The following is a 17,827-nucleotide window of genomic DNA, read 5'->3' as shown; positions in this document are numbered from 1 at the left end:
CATCATTACCCCCCAAAATTGGGGGGCAGGGGGGCAAAACCAACTAACTTCGTAAGTCCTATCTATGGTGCTTTAGGATCGTCTATCCTGTGATCGAAGGGGAGCATGTTACCTAATTACAAGGGTAACATGCTCCCTACTAAGACGCCTAAGTCTGTTAAAATGTTACTAATTATCAGCTGAATTAATCAGGGAAAAATAATCATGAATATCCTGATTTCTGCTTATGGCTGTTCCCCAGTAAGAGGGTCTGAATATGGTATAGGTTGGAATGTCGTAAAACAAATAGCTAAAGACCATAGCCATAAGTGTTGGGTGCTCACTAACATAACTGATCAATCTCAGATTGAACAGGAATTGACTCATTCACCTTTAGACAATGTCACCTTTATTTTTGTAGCAATGTCTGAAGGGTCTCGTAATTCAGGATTGTCTCATTATTTGTACTATATCGCCTGGCAGATTAGAGCATTTTTTGTGGCCAAAAAACTCCAGGGGGAAATTGGCTTTGATTTGGTTCACCATGTCACCTATCAAAATTCCTGGTTGCCAACATGGATAGGCTGGCTAGGTGTGCCCTTGATTTGGAATGGTGGCGCTAAAGATAAAATTCCGTCGGTACTCTTGAAGACATTATCCCTAAAATCGGCCATGATGGAACGGATTCGGATGGTGTCGATGAATGCCCTAGGTCGCTTTACCCAGTGGTCTGTTGCTTCTCGCGCCCAATTAATTCTATCTCGGGAAGCGAGCCAATGGTCAGACAATTTACCAGTTAAGGCTTTTCCTCCCTTTGGTCTTAATCAAAAGGATATTGAGAGATTAGCTCAACTGCCCCAGCGCCAGGAAGAACCATTTCGAGTGGTCAGTATCGGGAGATTTTTGGGTTGGAAAGGGTTTGCATTGGGCATCCGTGCCTTTGCCCAGTTCCATCGTGAACACCCCACTAGTGAATACTGGCTGATTGGTGATGGTCCTGAAAAGGAGGGACTACAGAAATTAGCTAAAGACCTTGGATGCGGTGATGCTGTACGTTTTTGGGGGAAGCTTTCCCGTGATCAGGTCTTACAACGGATGGCAGAGGTGGACGTGTTAATGCATCCGAGCTTCCATGATCATTGGCCGACGGTGGTGTTGGAAGCAATGGCATCTGGTAGACCTGTGGTTTGTCTCGATATTGGTGGACCCTCGTTGATGGTTCAACAAGACTGGGGAATTAAAGTGCCTGTCGATAACCTATCCCAAGTGATCAATGATTTAGATCAAGCACTGTTGCAGTTAGCAACTAATGGGGAAAAACGCATATCTATGGGACTTAAAGGACGAGTGATAGTCTCAGAGAATTGGTCATGGGAAATAATTGGTGAACAAATGCTGAGTTTATATCAGCAAGTTATCAATTCTTAAGCTTAAGCGCTACGCGCACGCTACGCGAACAGCTCTCAGCTATCAGCTATCAGCTATCAGCTATCAGCTCTCAGCTATTGCCCAAAAGCTGACGGCTGATGGCTGTTCGCGTAGCGTGAGCCAAAAGCTCACGGCTGAATGCTTACGACCAGTGACAAGTTTAACTTAACAAATGATTGACAATTAACTAACAATTACCTGATCTATAGAAGCCCTAATTTTATGAGCTAGTAGCTCTACATGGGGGTCTTTGAGAAAACTCCCTGGTTGGTCATCTAAGTGCTTACCAGAGATTTCCTGGATTTCCAGCTCTCCAGTAACTAACTCTATCCAGCCTTTTTGGAGTTCTGGAGACTGGGAAATCCGCTCACTGGTCAAGAACATTGTTACTGGGTTTGGATAGTAGCGTTTGGCCACATAATTTTTTGAAGCGAAGGTGTTAGCTTCTTGGACTTTTATGATTTGGAGAGATTGCGGTAAGGAAATTCCAAAGGACTGATATAATTTAGAAACAACCTTTAGGAATTGCTGCTTGAGTACGTCTTGAAAACCTCTGTGAATCAATCGTTGAAACAGTCCCTTTAATCGATCACTATAGCTACGTTGATAGGGACGTTGGTTTTCACTTGTCGAGAATTCAAGAGGGCTAGGTTCAAGCAGAGCTAGCAGAGCCACTGTCTCACCGTCTAAGCGGAGCAGCTGAGCAATCTCCAGAGCAATCTTACCTCCAAAGCAGTATCCTGACAGAAAATAGGGACCCTTGGGCTGAATAGTACGTATTTCCTTGAGGTAGCAGCGAGCCATATCTTCAACTGTGGTCAGGGGAGTCTGTTTGCCATCGAGACCCAATGATTGGAGTCCATAAAACGGTTGCTCCGAACCTAAATAACGTGCCAAATCTCGAAAGCTGAGAATGTTACCACCGGCTCCATGAATACAGAATAGAGGCGGTTTGGAACCATTGGGCTGAATTGGTACTACTGAGGACCAAGGTGCTGCTCCTTGGTCTTGGCGCAGCTGGTTTACTAATTGGGCTACAGTTGGAGCCATCAGCAGAGAAGCTAAGGGCAGTTTTTTATGGAAAATCTTCTCAATCTCAGCAAACAGGCGCACCGCTAGCAGAGAGTCTCCTCCTAGGTCATAGAAGTTATCTGTAACACTGATAGATTTGATTCCTAAGACGTTTTCCCAAATCTTGGTCAATTGACGTTCTAAGTCATTTCGGGGAGCAACAAAGGTCTTGGATGACTCTGACTCCAGAGTACTGTTGTCTTTTTGGGTATCATCTTCTTGGCCCTTGTGCCTTAGGATGTCTTGCTGGTCAGGTGTCTGACCATGGCATCCATCCCAATCCACTGATACACCGGCTTCCCTGAGCTGTTCTACGGTAGTGAGCAAGAAGCTTAGATCCGATTGCTCCTGTCGTGGATGACGTACTGAGGTTAGCACCAGTTGCTCAACCGCTTTCTGAGAGTGTCGTTTCGTTAATGTGCTCAAGGTTCGCCCAGGCCCTACTTCTAGCAGGATGGTCTCTGGTTGTTTCAACAGCTGTTGCACACCTTGAGAAAATCGCACAGTTTGCCGCAGATGCTGTGCCCAATAGCGTGGATTGACTGCTTGCTCGGCTGTAATCCAAGTGCCAGTAACATTAGATAGGTAGGGAATTTGTGGAGGCTTGAGACTAACCTGTTTTACCTGGTCGGTGAAGGAGTCCAAGATCGGTTCCATCATCTTGGAATGAAAGGCATGGGAGGTATGTAGCCTGCGGTACTCTACCCCTTGTTGATCCAATTGGTTTTGTAATAATGCGATCGCATCAGTAGGACCAGAAATCACCGATTGGGATGGCCCGTTAATCACTGCTAAGGATAGTTCCTGACCCAGCAGGGATTGCACCTCCTCTTCCGGTAAAGGAACAGCAAGCATCGAGCCAGCAGGCAGTTGTTGCATCATCTGCCCTCGAAGGGCAACCAGAGATAATGCATCCTCTAAGGAAAAGACTCCAGCTACACAGGCTGCCACATATTCACCAATACTGTGACCGATCATCGCTTGGGGACGGACTCCCCACGACATCCATAACTGAGCTAGGGCGTACTCGATCACAAACAGGGCTGGCTGGGTAATACTAGTCTGTTTCAGTTGCTCTGTGGCCTGATTAGTCTGTTCCTGCTTTGGGTAGAGTACATGGCGCAGGTCAATACCCAGATGGGGTTTGAGGAGTTCTGAGCATCGATCAATCAGTACACGAAATGTTGATATTTCATGGGTTAGTTCCAGCCCCATATTGACATATTGGGCTCCCTGTCCTGGAAACATAAATGCCACCGGCTGAAGCTTGGGCTGTTGGCCGTTTATCAATAATTGTTTCGGTAGTTGTTGGGGTTGGCGAGTACTCGGTTCTAACACATCCCTGATTTCCCAGCGTTGCTGATTGGTTTACTTGCTTAGCCGTTACTTGCTTAGGGATTACTTGCGGGAGCCATGATTGCTCAGATGTAACAGCAAACCTTAACTAATATAGCAAACCTTACTTATTCAAGTAATACAGTATAGCTTTTTTTACCGGATTTATTCAATACTTAGCCTGAAAACAGGGTAAAACGATTCCCTGTGAGCCAACTCAGCGCGCTGTTTGAGATTTTTTTTGAGATTTTTTTTATCAATCAGGACTTACCCATTGCCCCCTAAATACACCAAACTTGGTGATTTTTTTGAGTATTACCCCCCCATATTTAGTGGGTTAGCGAGCCAAAACCAACTAAACTTCGTAACTCCTATAAATCCTGGAACTTTAATCATCAAATCTACGTCACTAGGTAGTTGATTACCTTAAACTAGCTAAGTGTTTCCCCTACCCGATAGATGAGTTCACAAGTTTTTCACAAAGTTTGATTAACTTGTTACCCAAGTCTGATCACTAAAGTCTGATCACTAATCAGATGTTGCTTCAGCTCAATTTAATTGTTGGAGGTTTTTCCATAAACTCGCTCAGTTCCACGTCGATCATCGTTGAGTTGATTGGATGGGATATACTACAATAATAATATGTAGCAGTTTATTGACAATTGATTGACCGCTGTTGACAACATTAACTTTTTTTAAAATCTCGACTTTTGACAGGGATTTTAAGATATAGCAGTCGAAGTAAAGCTTAAGACATCTTCTGCTCCCTGCTCCCTGCCCCCCTTACTAAGGGAGGGGGGATTCCTGCTCCCTTTCAACCAAAAGACTATGTCCTAAACTATACTTCCCTTGCTATACTGTGTGAAAGGCTGATTAAATAGCAAAGCCATTGTTAAACCGTTTGGAAAACTAATGGTGATTATTGGATCTATGTTCAAGTTATTCGTCATCAAAAATCCTGACATGCTAACAGATTATGGCACTTTTGACAAGTTGGCACAACCGCTTCAACGACCGCCTAAAGTTCAGAGACTATTTATCACACAAATCCTAAATGTGTAGGGGACACAGCGTGAAGCGTGTCACATCCCCTCTGCTCGGTGGTAGTGCGTTCCAGCAGTATTACAATAAAATCAAGTCTGACATTAACCTAGTCCCGGAACGTATTATACTTAATGGTTTTAAGGGTTTGTTGATAAATACCATCTCAGTGATGGCAGGTGATAGTCCATTGTCAAACTGCGCCAAACTAACAGAGTTTTGACAAATCATGGCCTAGGCTTATCCTGGGAATCTCCTTGATTGATAAAGCAGCTCAAGGTAGACCAAAAAATTATCGGGTTTATCTACCTCTCTTGATGCAGTCGCTCATGGGGGAAACCCCCAAGACCGCGCTGCATCGCTTTGATAGCCGTTTGTTATCGGCTGTTCGGTGCATTGTCGTTATTCAACTCAGTTAGTCTAAGTAACTTGTGAATTGGGAAGGCAAATTTTTGCCTTTGTATACTGTTAGACTGGGGCATCTAAAATGTTGAAATTATCAATTCTTGGTATCCGTGGCATTCCCGCTCAATATGGTGGATTTGAAACTTTCGCGGAACGGCTGTCAAAATATCTTGTATCTCAGGGATGGGAAGTCACAGTCTATTGTCAGGAAGAGCACAAAAATCAGATGTTTGAAGAATACTGGCATGGTATTCGTCTGGTTCATATACCGGTTCCCTATAGCAACGCACTGGGATCGATCATTTTTGACTGGAAATCTACATTACATGCGGTCAAACAAAAGGGTATCGTGCTTACCCTTGGCTATAACACAGCCATCTTCAGTATTTGGTATCGCCTCAAAGGGATTACCAATTTTATGAATATGGATGGTCTGGAATGGAAACGCAGTAAATGGAGGCTTCCTGAAAAAATTTGGTTATATCTCAATGAATGGGCTGGGTGTTGGTTAGCTAACAGTTTAATTGCTGATCATCCAGAAATCAAGAGTCATTTATTGACTCGAAAAGTAGCTTCTGATAAAATTACGGTAATTCCTTATGGAACCGAGAAAGTTGTTAATGCAGACTCACAACTATTAACCGCGTATAATCTGGCTCCGAAGGAGTATGCTTTGGTAATTGCTAGACCTGAACCAGAAAACTCGATTCTAGAGATTGTTTCTGGCTTTTCCAGGCGACCTCGGGGTCTTAAATTGGTGGTGCTTGGTCGCTATTTACCTGATCAAGTACCCTATCACAAACAAGTTCTAGAAGCAGCCAGTGATGAGGTAATCTTTCCTGGTGCTATCTATAATAAGTCAGTGGTTAATGCCTTGAGATTCCACGCACGACTCTATATTCATGGACATCAAGTTGGTGGCACTAATCCTTCTTTAGTAGAAGCCCTCAGCGCTGGTCAACCGGTTCTGGCAAACAATAATCGCTTCAATCGTTGGGTTGCAGGACCCGGTGCTCACTATTTCAAAAATGAAGCAGAATTGGACGAGAAACTGGAGATACTGCTAAATGATGGTGATGAACTGCAAAAAATGAAACTAGCGAGCAAAGAGCGCTACGATGATGAATTTGCTAAGGATAAGGATATTAAAGCCTACGAAAGGTTGTTCCTATCCCAAGCCAAGCAGCTGCGTAAACTAGCTTTGTTAACTTCTCCAATCCCTGAAATAGAGTGATAGCCTTCATAAGTTGAGCTACTTAGTTGGGCTAGCTGCTCGGGGAAAAATTTGGGTTAAAGGGTAACGAGTAAAGGGTAAAGGGTAATTTTAGAAACCTTTACCCATTACTTTATTTATTTTGAGCGGTGAGCTAAAAGCTCACGCTACGCGAACAGCGGTCAACAAGCCTTAATTACCTCTTCCAAGGTGGTAGTGAAGTTTGGATAGGAGATGGCAGCCGCTTCAGCACCGTGAATGGTAGTTGTACCTTGGGAATTTAGGGCTGCGATCGCTAAACTCATGGCAATGCGGTGGTCAGTATGACTATCCACTTCTGTACCAGTTAAGGGAGTACCACCGATAATCTCTAGACCATCGGGCAATTCAGTGACCTTAGCTCCCATCTGGTTCAACTGGGATGCCATCACCGCTAAGCGATCGCTTTCCTTGACTCGCAGTTCTGCTGCATCCCGAATGATAGTAGTTCCTTGGGCAAAGACTGCTGCTACTGCTAAAATTGGCACTTCATCAATCAGGCGGGGAATCAAGTCACCCGCAATGGTGCATCCTTTGAGGTTACCGTGACGTACCCGCAAATCTGCCACCGGCTCCCCAGCGACAACTCGCTGATTTAACAGCTCAATATCAGCCCCCATCATGGATAGGGCTTCTAAAATACCTGTACGGGTAGGGTTGACACCGACATTTTCCACAATCAGTTCTGAACCCGGTACAATAGCTCCGGCTACTAACCAAAAGGCAGCTGAGCTAATATCACCAGGAACAATTACGGTTTGCCCTTGCAACTGAGCCGGTCCTGTGACGGTAACACTATTGGTTTTTGGGTCAGTAATAATTTGAGCGCCAAAGGCTTTGAGCATCCGTTCGCTGTGGTCACGGGAGAGGGCTGGTTCAGTGACAGTTGTTTGTCCTTCGGTCATTAAACCAGCGAGGAGAATACAGGATTTTACTTGAGCTGAGGCGATGGGAGAGTGGTAGTGAATTGGTTTAAGAACCGAGCCTTTAATGGCCAGGGGAGCGAGCGTTGCACCTTCACGCCCCCAGATGCTTGCTCCCATTTGTTGTAGGGGTTTCACCACACGGGACATCGGACGCGATCGCAAAGACTTGTCACCAGTTACAGTAAAAAATCGGTCAGCAGCAGAGGCGAGTAGTCCCAGCATCAGTCGTAGGGTAGTACCCGAGTTGCCTGCATTTAAGACATCAACGGGTTCTTGCAGTTTCCCTAGTCCTATACCCTTAACAATCACTTGTTCAGTATTAAGTTCCGAGATATCTGCGCCCAAAGCACGAAAGCAGCTAGCAGTGCTTTGGGGGTCTTCTCCCAAAAGTAACCCTTTAATGGTAGTTTCTCCTTGCGCGATCGCTCCCAACATTAAGGCTCGATGGGAAATCGATTTATCCCCTGGTATCCTTATAACTCCCTGCAAAGATAGACCAGATGTTGGGGGATTTATGCTTAAATTCTGTTGATTTTCCGTCGTAGTTAGGGTGACTAGATTGGCTGGCAAGGGCATAGACTTCGGTTACATTACCATGCTGCATCATAACCGATTTTACCAAAATTCTAGGTATTACTAAGATCTGGCACCGTTGTGATTAATCCTAGGGTGGGCAGTGCCTAGCGACGTGCAAAGCCCACCCTAGGTGAAGTTGCTCAAGCCAAGGTTTCTGGACAATATCCCAACCCCATGGTAAATTGTTCGCAAAAAGCTTCTATGTCGCTCTGGTTTGGACTACCATGAGAAACCACAGCAACTTGGTAGCGACGCATGACCTCTACCGGTGACTGTCCGGTTTCCAGACTCCACAGAGCCATTTGCACACGAATGTCTGGGCTGTAGGGAATCCCCAACTCGTTCATATAAGCCCGAAAGTCTCCATGTTGTTGAGCCGTTAAGGGTGTGTCCATCTTGACCTTAACCACCCAGCCATCAATCCGATGAATCACCGTGGCAAATTTTATAGGTAGCTGGGGCGAGTCTTTTATATACTCAACGACTCGCAGAGTTAGACTGGCATTAGCTAAAAAGTAAAGGTAATCCATAGAGAGGAGTTAGTTAGTAACCAACTGAGGCTTGATATCCTATTGCTGTATCTTTATTTTGGCAAGGCAGGATTGCTAACGGACAGGGGATATTCCCCCGATCTTAGATAGGGGATATTCCCCAATTTAGGAATAACAGCATGACAGGGATTGACAAACAGACATCCACGCACCAAATCGACCGATTAGTCTCAAGCTATGACTATGAACTACCCCAAGAGCAAATTGCCCAAACACCCTTGAGCGAGAGGGATGGTTCACGACTGCTGGTGGTAGATTCACCAACTCACCATAGCCACCACATCTTTAGGGAATTACCTCAGCTATTGCAACCGGGTGACCTATTGATCCTCAATAACACCAGGGTTATCCCCGCTCGACTCTATGGGCGTAAATCCACTGGTGTGCCTGTGGAGATATTGTTGTTAGAAGAGCGACAACATCAGGGACAACACCAGGGACAACAGCAGGGACAACACCAGAGTTGGCTAGCTTTAGTCAAACCAGGTAGGCGTCTCAAGCCAGGAGCAGAGATTTGGTTTACTCCCTCATCCGACCTTGGGCTCAACGATAGTACCGTATCAAAACACCTAACTACCCCCCTACCTCCTCTGAAAGCAACTGTTCTGGCAACAGATGAAGCGACCAGTGGGCGGATATTGCAGTTTGATTTCCCAGAGGGAGTATCCTGGGAAACCCTGTTGGAGTTGTATGGTCAGGTTCCTCTACCCCCCTATATCCAAGACTCTCAAGCTACCCCAGACCAGTATCAAACCATTTATGCTCAAAAGAACGGTGCTGTTGCTGCTCCCACTGCTGGACTCCATTTCACCAATGAGCTGATGGAAAACTGCCGCCAACAGGGAATTCGGCTAGGGTATATCACCCTACATGTGGGGGTTGGTACATTTCGGCCTGTAGAAGTGGAGGATATTACCGAGCACGACATGCACGGAGAGTGGCTAGAAGTCCCCCAATCAACTGTCGAGCAAATTCAGGAAACTAGAGCAACCGGAGGCAGAGTGATTGCTGTAGGCACAACGGTAGTCCGTGCTCTAGAGGGAGCCGTTGTGGATGGGGAATTACAACCCTATTGTGGTAAGACTAACTTATTTATCTACCCAGGCTATCAGTGGCAGGTAGTGGAGGGATTGATTACCAATTTCCACTTACCTCGGTCGAGTTTATTAATGTTAGTTAGCGCCATGGTAGGGAGGGAGCGGTTACTGAGCTTGTATCAGGATGCGATCGCTCTTAGTTATCGCTTTTATTCCTTTGGTGATGCGATGTTAATTTTGCCAGAAGCTAGAGATGTCCCCAGGGAACAGGGAATAGGGAGTAGGGAGTAGGGAATAGGGAGTAGGGAGTAGGGAGTAGGGAGCGGTGCGACCCGTGGCGAATTTAATTCTTAATGGGTCAAGCGCACTCCCTGGGAAGAGGTAAAAAATCCTTGTACCTCGTTACTATCAGAAACCCTATCAACAATAATTAAATTTTGAACTTCTATACCAGATTTTTAGCAAAAAAGATAGATCCAAGCGCTGGGTTTTTTACCAAATTTCAACGATATCGTAGCTGTGGGCGTTAAATTTGAGTAGGTAATGCGATCGCTATGTCTAAAACCATGACCTCTGCTGTTGTGCCTAATACTCCTTATCTGCCAACTCAGTATGACCTTCCCTGTGATGACGGTATTCCGATGGAAACTGAACGACATAAACTCCAGATGCAATTGCTGATTGATCCGTTATTGCCTTGGTTAGCCCAGCGGGAGGATGGCTATGTGGGCGGTAATATGTTTCTTCATTTCAGTGAAGCACAACTTAAAAATCAAGACTTCCGGGGTCCAGATGTCTTTGTAGTGCTTGGGGTTCCCAAAGGCGAACGACTCAGTTGGGTAGTTTGGGAAGAAGGTAAAGCACCTGATGTGATCATTGAATTAATTTCACAGAGTACAGCCAAGACCGATAAAACTACCAAAAAACTAGTTTATCAAGACCAAATCAGAGTATCGGAATATTTTTGGTACGACCCGTTTAATCCAGAGGATTTTGCCGGATTTAGCTTAGACAATGGTGTGTATCAGCCGTTAAGTGAAGATGAACAGGAGCGACTAATTAGCGAAAGATTAGGGTTAGCCTTAGTGCGTTGGTCAGGCTTGTATAAGGATGTAGAGGCCACTTGGCTGCGTTGGGCTACCTTGGAAGGAATTGTGCTACCTACTCCTGAAGAAAATGCAGCGATCGCTCAAGAACAAGCGGGGATCGCTCAAGAACAAGCGGGGATCGCTCAAGAACAAGCGGGGATCGCTCAAGAACAAGCGGCGATCGCTCAAGAACGGGCTGACAAACTCGCTGCTCGCTTACGAGCAATGGGAGTAAATCCAGAGGAAGTTTGAAGAATAACAAGAGGCAAAGGGCAAGAGTCCTCACCTAGTCGAGCCTTTAGCTGATAACTGATAACTGATAGCTGATAGCTTACACTAAAACCAACTTTTGCCTCTTGCCTGTTGCCTCTTGCCTATCTCTGATTTGGCGTCAACTGTAAATACAAACAGGGAATCACCAGTAACGCACTCAAGGTTGAGGCACATAAACCAAAGATAATTGCCATACATAAAGGAAACCAAATGGGATCACTTAGTGCTAAAGGAATCAAACCAACCATGGTGGTAATACTGGTGGTCAGTACCGGGCGCAGTCGGTCAGAAGCACCATGAGCTGCAGCTTGTCGCACTTTCATTCCACTTGAGCGATGCTTGTTCATGGTTTCTACGATCACGATGGAATCATTAACTACAATTCCCACTAGAGAAATAATCCCAATCATGGTAGGAAACGAAAGGGGTATCCCGAGCAAAGAGAAACCACTAAAGGTGCCAATCAAAGCAAAGGGGATAGAGAGCATAATAATGAAAGGCTGGGTGAAAGAGCCAAATTGCAGCACCAGTACCGAAAAAACTAAGAAAAGTGATACATAGGACATCTGAATTGCAGAACCAAAGGTCTCACTTTGAGTTTCAGCCTCTCCGCCGAATTTGTAATCATAACCTGGAGACCAGGTTTTCTTCATTTGCTCTAATTTTGGCTGTAACTCTGCCAAAATCTCTCCAGGAGTGCGACCTTTAGCTTTAGAATAAACAGTAACTGTGCGTTCAGTATCTGTATGGGTAATCGATAGGGGAGCCATGCTCTGCTCAATATCCAATATCGCATTTCCCGATATTGCTCCGTGGTCTGATGAAAACACTTGAAACATTCTCAACTCATCACGACGAGTGGGACCACCGACAGCGCCATTGCGGGAGGGCCAGGCAGTACTCAGGCGAATTTCTAAGTCGTCTTTTCCTGCTCTAATCGCAGAGTCTGTAATCTCGTTATCGGTCATAATGTAGCGTCCCTGCAGGGCTAGGTCATTTTCACTGATGCCATAAAAATCCATAGCTTCCCGTTTGGGTCGAAGTTTGATATCGTTGCGCAAGTCTCCCAAGCCATCACGGACATCTTCAGTCCCATCAATCTGGCGCAGTGCTAATTGGACTTCACCGGAAATCTGCCGCAGTGTGTTCATGTCATTGCCTTTTAGCTCAATGGCAATGGGGTCTCCGCCTTCACCAGTACCAGGAACATTTATGACTAGGGATGCTCCAGGATAATTACGGATCGCCTGATTCAGTTCTGTTCGCAAGTCATCTATATAGTCATAGGAGAACTGGTCGCGCTCGTTTTTTTTGGTAAATAGTGCTGAGAAACCTAGTAAATAGTTATCCTGTGTGGGCTTAAGACCACTCTCTGCCACTAAAGCACTTTTTTGACCAACTAATTTGGTGACACTTTCAAAATAATCCTTGGAACGCAAAATTTCTCCTAAATCATCTGCCACTTGTTGAGACTTTGCCAAGGTTGCTGTGGGGGGTAATTCCACATTGATACTGATCGGGCGGTTGTCAGCATCAGGAAAAAGCGTTCCTGGTAATTGCGCAACCGCAACCAAAGAGGTCATAAAAAGAACTACAGTGCCGACAATCCAAGCACCAGCTATTGCTCGGTTACGTACTGTAAACTTGAGACTCCAGTTTTTAAACCATTCAGAGGCGGATTCGGTTAATTTATCAATGCGGGTTTTTTTAATCCCGCCTTTGACATTACCTAACACAAAGCGAGACAAGGGTATATCGATTAATAAAGCGATCGCATAACTTAGCAACAGACAGATAATTGCTGTGATCGGCATCAAGCGTATAAACTTGCCCATCGTGCCACTAATTACCAGCAGGGGTGCCATAGCTAGAATAGTTGTCATCTGACCGGAAAAGGCTGGTGCTGCATAGGTTCTCACAGTCTTAAGGGCTGCCTGATTAAAGGTTAACCCTTCCACAAACAGTCCATCATGCATCCCCTCCATCATTAAGATGAATACATCCACCAGCAATCCTAGTGCTATTACCATCCCATATAAGATCATATTGTTGAGGGTGTACCCACCAATCCAGAGCAGAAATATAGCTCCGAGAAAGGTTAAAGGAATCGATAACCCAGCAATCATTGCTTCTCGCCAGGTCAGGGCAATGAACAAGATGATAAAAACACCAATCACGGCCTGAAGCACATTACTGATCAGGCTATTCTGCTCATCGTGAATCTCTTCGTCCTGCCTGTAGGTAATCCGATAATCCATCCCAAAAGGCCAGACATTGAGGTCTTGCTTAAGAGATTCCAGTTCTTCTAAGGTTTTTTCGATTACCTTAATCGAGTCAGACCCTGGTACTTTCACTACATCCATGCTGACGGTGGGTTCAAACTCAGAACCCTGCCAACTAATGAAAGCACGAGTCTTTTCCCTTTCCAAATCCCGACGTACTAAGGCAACTTCATCGAGGCGCACTACCCTACCATTAGTACCACCCAAACGAGTGATAGGCAAGCTACGTAAATCTTCCAAGGTACGAAACCTACCGTACAATCGCACCTGAGCCCCAATCTGTTCGTTTTCAATCTGGTCCCAGGGCATATCCTGGTTAGCAACTCTGAGGCGGTCACTTACTGTGGTTGGGGAAATCCCCAAAGCAATCATGCGGCTGGGGATAAGTTGGACATTGATAACTTCTTTCCGTTGTCCTGCTAAATTAACCTCCCGTACATCCGAGACTTTTTCTAGTCTTTCTTGAATATCTTCCGCCGCCCGACTGAACACCGCCGGATCGAGATTACCATATAAAGCAATCGAGAAAATCGGAACATCTTGGGCAGAGATTTGCTCTATATTTGGTTGCTCAGCCTCTGAATTAATCTCCGGTTCAGCATCATCAACTTTTTGCCGCAGCAGTGCCATCGACTCCTGAACATTAGCATTAGCTTGAAATTCAACTAATATCTGGGAGAAACCGTTGAAAGAAGCACTCTCAACTTTCTTCAATCCCTTGAGGGATTTGAGTTCTTTTTCAATTTTATCTGTAACTTGAGTTTCCATGGTTTCTGGGTCAGCCCCTGGCCAAGTAGTAGTCACTATCGCCATGGGAATTTCCACATCTGGATCCGCTTCTTTGACCATCGACTGATAACCCATCAACCCACCCAAGGTTAGCAAAACGATCAGGAGAATACCAAATACTGTTTTCAGGAAAAAGAATTTAGCTAAACCTGAGGCTCGGTTAACATCATGCCCATCATGCCCATCATGCCCATTATGATGTAATTTATCCTGTAAAACCTCAGGTTTAGAGTTGGAGGAAACCAGCTTACTACTCATCAATTACCTACCAAAGGAAAACGTCATCTGACCAATTACGGCTCTACCGTAACTGTTATGCTAAATAAACAGTCTGTAATAGGGAACAGGGAACAGGGAACAGGGAAAAGTGGGAAGAGGCTGTATTCAGTAATTTTTGTTAGTTGAATAGCATAATTTTCCTTGTGTATAAAGCTTTCTGATTTTTTTAACTGGAACTTTAGCATAAAAGGTACTGAAAAACTCCAATTACCAACTTACAAAATTCCTATACGGAGTTTAAATGAATTGTGATAATTTTTGATGCCATATTCCCTACTCCCTACTCCCTACTCCCTACTCCCTGTTCCCTGTTCCCTTTACCAACTTACAAAATTCCTATACGGAGTTTAAATGAATTGTGATAATTTTTGATGCCATATTCCCTACTCCCTACTCCCTACTCCCTACTCCCTGTTCCCTGTTCCCTTTGCTATAGTTAATCACTTCAACTGGTGTGCCATCAACTAAGCGATTTAGTCCTTCTGTGACCACTAAGTCGCCAAGTTCAACACCACTTGTAATTTCTTGCAGAGAAATCCCCTGAATACCCTCTGTTACCGGACGCAGTTTGACGACGTTTTCTTGTTGATTTACAACAAAGACATAGGGTTTCTGGTCCCGGTAGACAATTGCATTAAGAGGAACACTTAGGGCTGTGGGGTTTTCTTCCACAGCAATCCAAACAGAAACTCGCTCTCGATCCAGTACATTCTTACTTCCTTGGTACAGGCGGATGGTCACGTGTACAGAACGCTCACCAGGGTTAACCGAAGGACTGACTGAAAAAATTGCGCCTCGGGCTTTAGCAAGGCGAAACAATTCCTGTTGGGTGATGCCTCTAGTAGAGGCAGTACTCATGTCTTGATCTAACACCACATAAGCTGATTGACCCGGTTGCACCAATGGGCCATAAAAGGTGGGTAGTTCCACATCGACTTCATAAGCGCTAGGGTCATTGACAATGATAGGCACTGAATCGACTACAGTCTGATAATTACTAGTGTTTACACTGTTTAAAATTTGGGTTGTCCAGAAGTCTCCCTCTCGGATATTAAGGTGGGCTACAATTCCATCAAAAGGTGCTACAATTTCCGTATCTTCTAAACTAATAGTAGAGCGAGTTTGCCCAGCCTTGGCTGAAGCAATCTGGGCAACAGTAGCAGTTAATTGTGACTGGGCAGATGCTAACTGACTTTCAGCCGCTTTGACATTGCTCTTGGCAGCATTAACTTGAGCTTGTGCTGCTCTGACTTGGGATTGAGCATCCTCGGCTCTATTTCTGTAGACATCAACATCACTTTCTGAGATTACACCGGAATCGAACAGTTCTTGACGGCGTTTGAATTCAGATATCGCTAAATCAAAATCATTTTTTGCTGCTTCAAACTGGGCTTGGGCGCTGATTACTTGTGCTTTGGTTTGTTCTACATTTGCTTGAGCTTGAGACAAGTTAGCCTGTGCTGTTACCCTTTGGGTCTGAGCTTCAGCAGTTTGGGCTTCAGCTTGTGCCAGCTCTGCTCGCAGTCTGCGGTCATCTAATTTTGCTAGTAATTCACCCTTTTTGACAAAATCTCCCTCTCGCAGATCCCGTCCATTAACTTTTTTGAGATAGGTGATAGTTCCTGAGGTTTGGAAGGTCAGGTGTTTGCCTCGCACTGCTGAAACGAAACCATTGCCAAAAACTAACTGTTGCAGTGGATAAATTTTGACTGGGGTGGCTCGTACAGGTAACCGGTTAGGTTCAGCTGGGGCTGCTGTGATGGTGTTTTGTGATACCTCGGGATTAGGTTGGGACTGTTTGAAAGCGATCGCACCCAATGCTATAATACCGATACCGAGCAGTAGAAAAGGCCACATCGGTCGCTTTTTGCGGGAGGGATGGGCGGGGGTATTGGTTGCTTCTCTGGCAGCTTCCGTTTCTAGTTCGGGTAATGGGTCTTGTGGTTGCTGTTCAACTCCTTGATCAATGTCTTCTTGAATTGGTTGAGGTGAGGACAAGTGCTTTTGAGGCAAAGGATTTGATTTCATTATTGATTTCCTGTAGCATCAAGTCTTAAGTATTTTTGGGTAGCTTAGTATAGGGATATCGCCTGTCACCAAGGAGTCTGTTTCTAGAGAAATGCCACAGGCGCGCATCAGAACAAGCAGATATCTACCATATATCTGTTGGAGCAACCGTGCCATAAACCCGTAGTATAGGATTACCGGAAGTTTTGTCAAGTATACAGCCTCAAAACTTCTATTGAAACAGGATAAGTACTAAAAGCCAGGGATAAGATTATTTTATTAAGGGAGTAGGGAGTAGGGAGTAGGGAGTAGGGAGTAGGGAGTAGGGAGTAGGGAGTAGGAGCGGTTATCCCTCTATAGGCTTTCATCTGTATGCCAGACGGGATAAATTAATGGCTGCATTTAAATTTAGGTTAATTTGTAAACAAATCACAAATCATAAATTAACCCCACCAGTGTTTTAAACCAGTGGGGTTTTTTGAGGATTAATTTAAACTAATTACAAGAATGTATTTTGTCTGCTGACCGCTGAGCGCTGAACGCTGTTCGCGTAGCGCATATGCTTAAGCAGTCTTTTTTTTGAAAGCTGCACCTGTTCCCAAAGCACCTAATGCTAGTAAGCCCAAAATTGAAGCAGGTTCCGGGACGGGTGTTAGCTGAACATTGTCAATCAGCAGTCCAGAGTCAACAATCTCATCATCCTCGTCCAAGACTCCAAATCCTAAACTAAAGGTTCCGGAGGTTTCAAAGGTATAAGAAAAACTCTGAAAGCCAGTCTCTTCAAAAAATAAATCTGTCAAAGATTCTATGAATAGTGGGGAGTTGGTGTCAGCTAGCCCATCTACCATTTGAGAGATGCTGACGAAGGAAAAATCGTTAAACTCTTCTGGAATAAACAAGACAACATCGTTAAAAATTTCTTCACTCAAAGATGTAAATTCATCCGTGAGAAAGTTCCAATCAAAAGTCAAAATATCTCCGGCATGGGCGGTGAAGGTTTGTTGAATTGCAGAACCCTCTGTGGGAGTGCCTACATTGGGAAGATTAGGGATAGTAGCTAAGCTTCCAGCTGTTAATCCTAGAAATGTTTCTATATCCGAGACAGGAACTGAGCCAAAATCAGTGGTTAGTAGAGCTTGGAAGTCTCCATCTGTCGGACCACTTCCAAACGCTTCTGTCTCAATACTAGTGTCGCCTATGGTTGCCCATTCGGTGAAATCACCAGTCTCAAAACTGCCATTGAAAATTGCCAGGGCTGGGTTAGCACTTAAAAGAGTTGCCGCACTAACTAAACTTACTGTACCTGAGCATAGGGTTAAGACATTGAACAATTGGCGAGTAGACATAAAATTGATTACTCCTTTGTTAGGGAAAATGCTATGGTTTTCGCGACGACACTATTTGAGCGAACTATTTGAATAGTTTAGAAAATTCCTTAACAACTCAGAACATCTAAACATTAAGGGGCTCAAATCAATTAATTCTAAAATCTAGAGCCTCTTAATAAG

The 17,827-nt window shown here is 44.7% G+C and carries 11 protein-coding genes; 4 read left to right on the top strand and 7 right to left on the bottom strand.

What is annotated here, in order from left to right; translation table 11 throughout:
• Positions 1 to 204: 204 nt before the first annotated feature.
• Positions 205 to 1,407, top strand: a complete 1,203-nt coding sequence (locus F6K57_RS01095) for a glycosyltransferase (protein ID WP_293064047.1) — start codon at positions 205 to 207, stop codon at positions 1,405 to 1,407.
• Between the two features lie 183 nt (positions 1,408 to 1,590).
• On the opposite strand, the gene F6K57_RS01090 is transcribed toward F6K57_RS01095, so the two are convergent.
• Complete coding sequence (locus tag F6K57_RS01090) at positions 1,591 to 3,816, bottom strand: alpha/beta fold hydrolase (protein WP_293064044.1); 2,226 nt, start codon at positions 3,814 to 3,816, stop codon at positions 1,591 to 1,593.
• A gap of 1,525 nt (positions 3,817 to 5,341) precedes the next feature.
• Here F6K57_RS01090 and F6K57_RS01085 point away from each other — a divergent pair.
• Positions 5,342 to 6,493, top strand: coding sequence for a DUF1972 domain-containing protein (locus F6K57_RS01085; protein ID WP_293064041.1), 1,152 nt, complete (start codon positions 5,342 to 5,344; stop codon positions 6,491 to 6,493).
• A 161-nt stretch (positions 6,494 to 6,654) separates the two neighbouring features.
• Here F6K57_RS01085 and aroA read toward each other — a convergent pair whose 3' ends face one another.
• Positions 6,655 to 8,007, bottom strand: a complete 1,353-nt coding sequence (aroA, locus tag F6K57_RS01080; RefSeq protein ID WP_293021673.1) for a 3-phosphoshikimate 1-carboxyvinyltransferase — start codon at positions 8,005 to 8,007, stop codon at positions 6,655 to 6,657.
• A gap of 146 nt (positions 8,008 to 8,153) precedes the next feature.
• Positions 8,154 to 8,543 carry a hypothetical protein gene (locus F6K57_RS01075; protein WP_293021591.1) on the bottom strand — a complete coding sequence of 130 codons (390 nt, stop codon included), beginning with the start codon at positions 8,541 to 8,543 and terminating at the stop codon, positions 8,154 to 8,156.
• A 140-nt stretch (positions 8,544 to 8,683) separates the two neighbouring features.
• Here F6K57_RS01075 and queA point away from each other — a divergent pair, with 140 nt between their 5' ends.
• Both queA and F6K57_RS01065 read left to right on the top strand, forming a co-directional pair.
• On the top strand, positions 8,684 to 9,892 hold the full coding sequence (queA, locus tag F6K57_RS01070) for a tRNA preQ1(34) S-adenosylmethionine ribosyltransferase-isomerase QueA (RefSeq protein ID WP_293064038.1): 1,209 nt from the start codon (positions 8,684 to 8,686) through the stop codon (positions 9,890 to 9,892).
• 263 nt (positions 9,893 to 10,155) lie between these two features.
• Positions 10,156 to 10,941 carry a Uma2 family endonuclease gene (locus tag F6K57_RS01065; protein ID WP_293064035.1) on the top strand — a complete coding sequence of 262 codons (786 nt, stop codon included), beginning with the start codon at positions 10,156 to 10,158 and terminating at the stop codon, positions 10,939 to 10,941.
• A 122-nt stretch (positions 10,942 to 11,063) separates the two neighbouring features.
• Here the strand turns inward: F6K57_RS01065 and F6K57_RS01060 are convergent, their stop codons facing one another.
• The 4 genes from F6K57_RS01060 to F6K57_RS01045 all read right to left on the bottom strand — a co-directional run bounded on the left by F6K57_RS01060 (position 11,064) and on the right by F6K57_RS01045 (position 17,665).
• A complete protein-coding gene (locus F6K57_RS01060; RefSeq protein ID WP_293064032.1) occupies positions 11,064 to 14,291 on the bottom strand; it encodes an efflux RND transporter permease subunit in 3,228 nt (1,075 codons plus the stop codon).
• A gap of 411 nt (positions 14,292 to 14,702) precedes the next feature.
• Positions 14,703 to 16,340, bottom strand: coding sequence for a biotin/lipoyl-binding protein (locus tag F6K57_RS01055; RefSeq protein ID WP_293064029.1), 1,638 nt, complete (start codon positions 16,338 to 16,340; stop codon positions 14,703 to 14,705).
• A gap of 188 nt (positions 16,341 to 16,528) precedes the next feature.
• Positions 16,529 to 16,687: a hypothetical protein gene (locus F6K57_RS01050; RefSeq protein ID WP_293064027.1), complete on the bottom strand. Its 159-nt coding sequence runs from the start codon at positions 16,685 to 16,687 to the stop codon at positions 16,529 to 16,531.
• Between the two features lie 195 nt (positions 16,688 to 16,882).
• Positions 16,883 to 17,665 carry a PEP-CTERM sorting domain-containing protein gene (locus tag F6K57_RS01045; RefSeq protein WP_293064025.1) on the bottom strand — a complete coding sequence of 261 codons (783 nt, stop codon included), beginning with the start codon at positions 17,663 to 17,665 and terminating at the stop codon, positions 16,883 to 16,885.
• Positions 17,666 to 17,827 lie beyond the last annotated feature (162 nt).

The organism is Moorena sp. SIO4A5, from assembly GCF_010672005.1.
Taxonomy (GTDB): domain Bacteria; phylum Cyanobacteriota; class Cyanobacteriia; order Cyanobacteriales; family Coleofasciculaceae; genus Moorena.
This window is presented reverse-complemented; position numbering and strand designations above follow the sequence as displayed.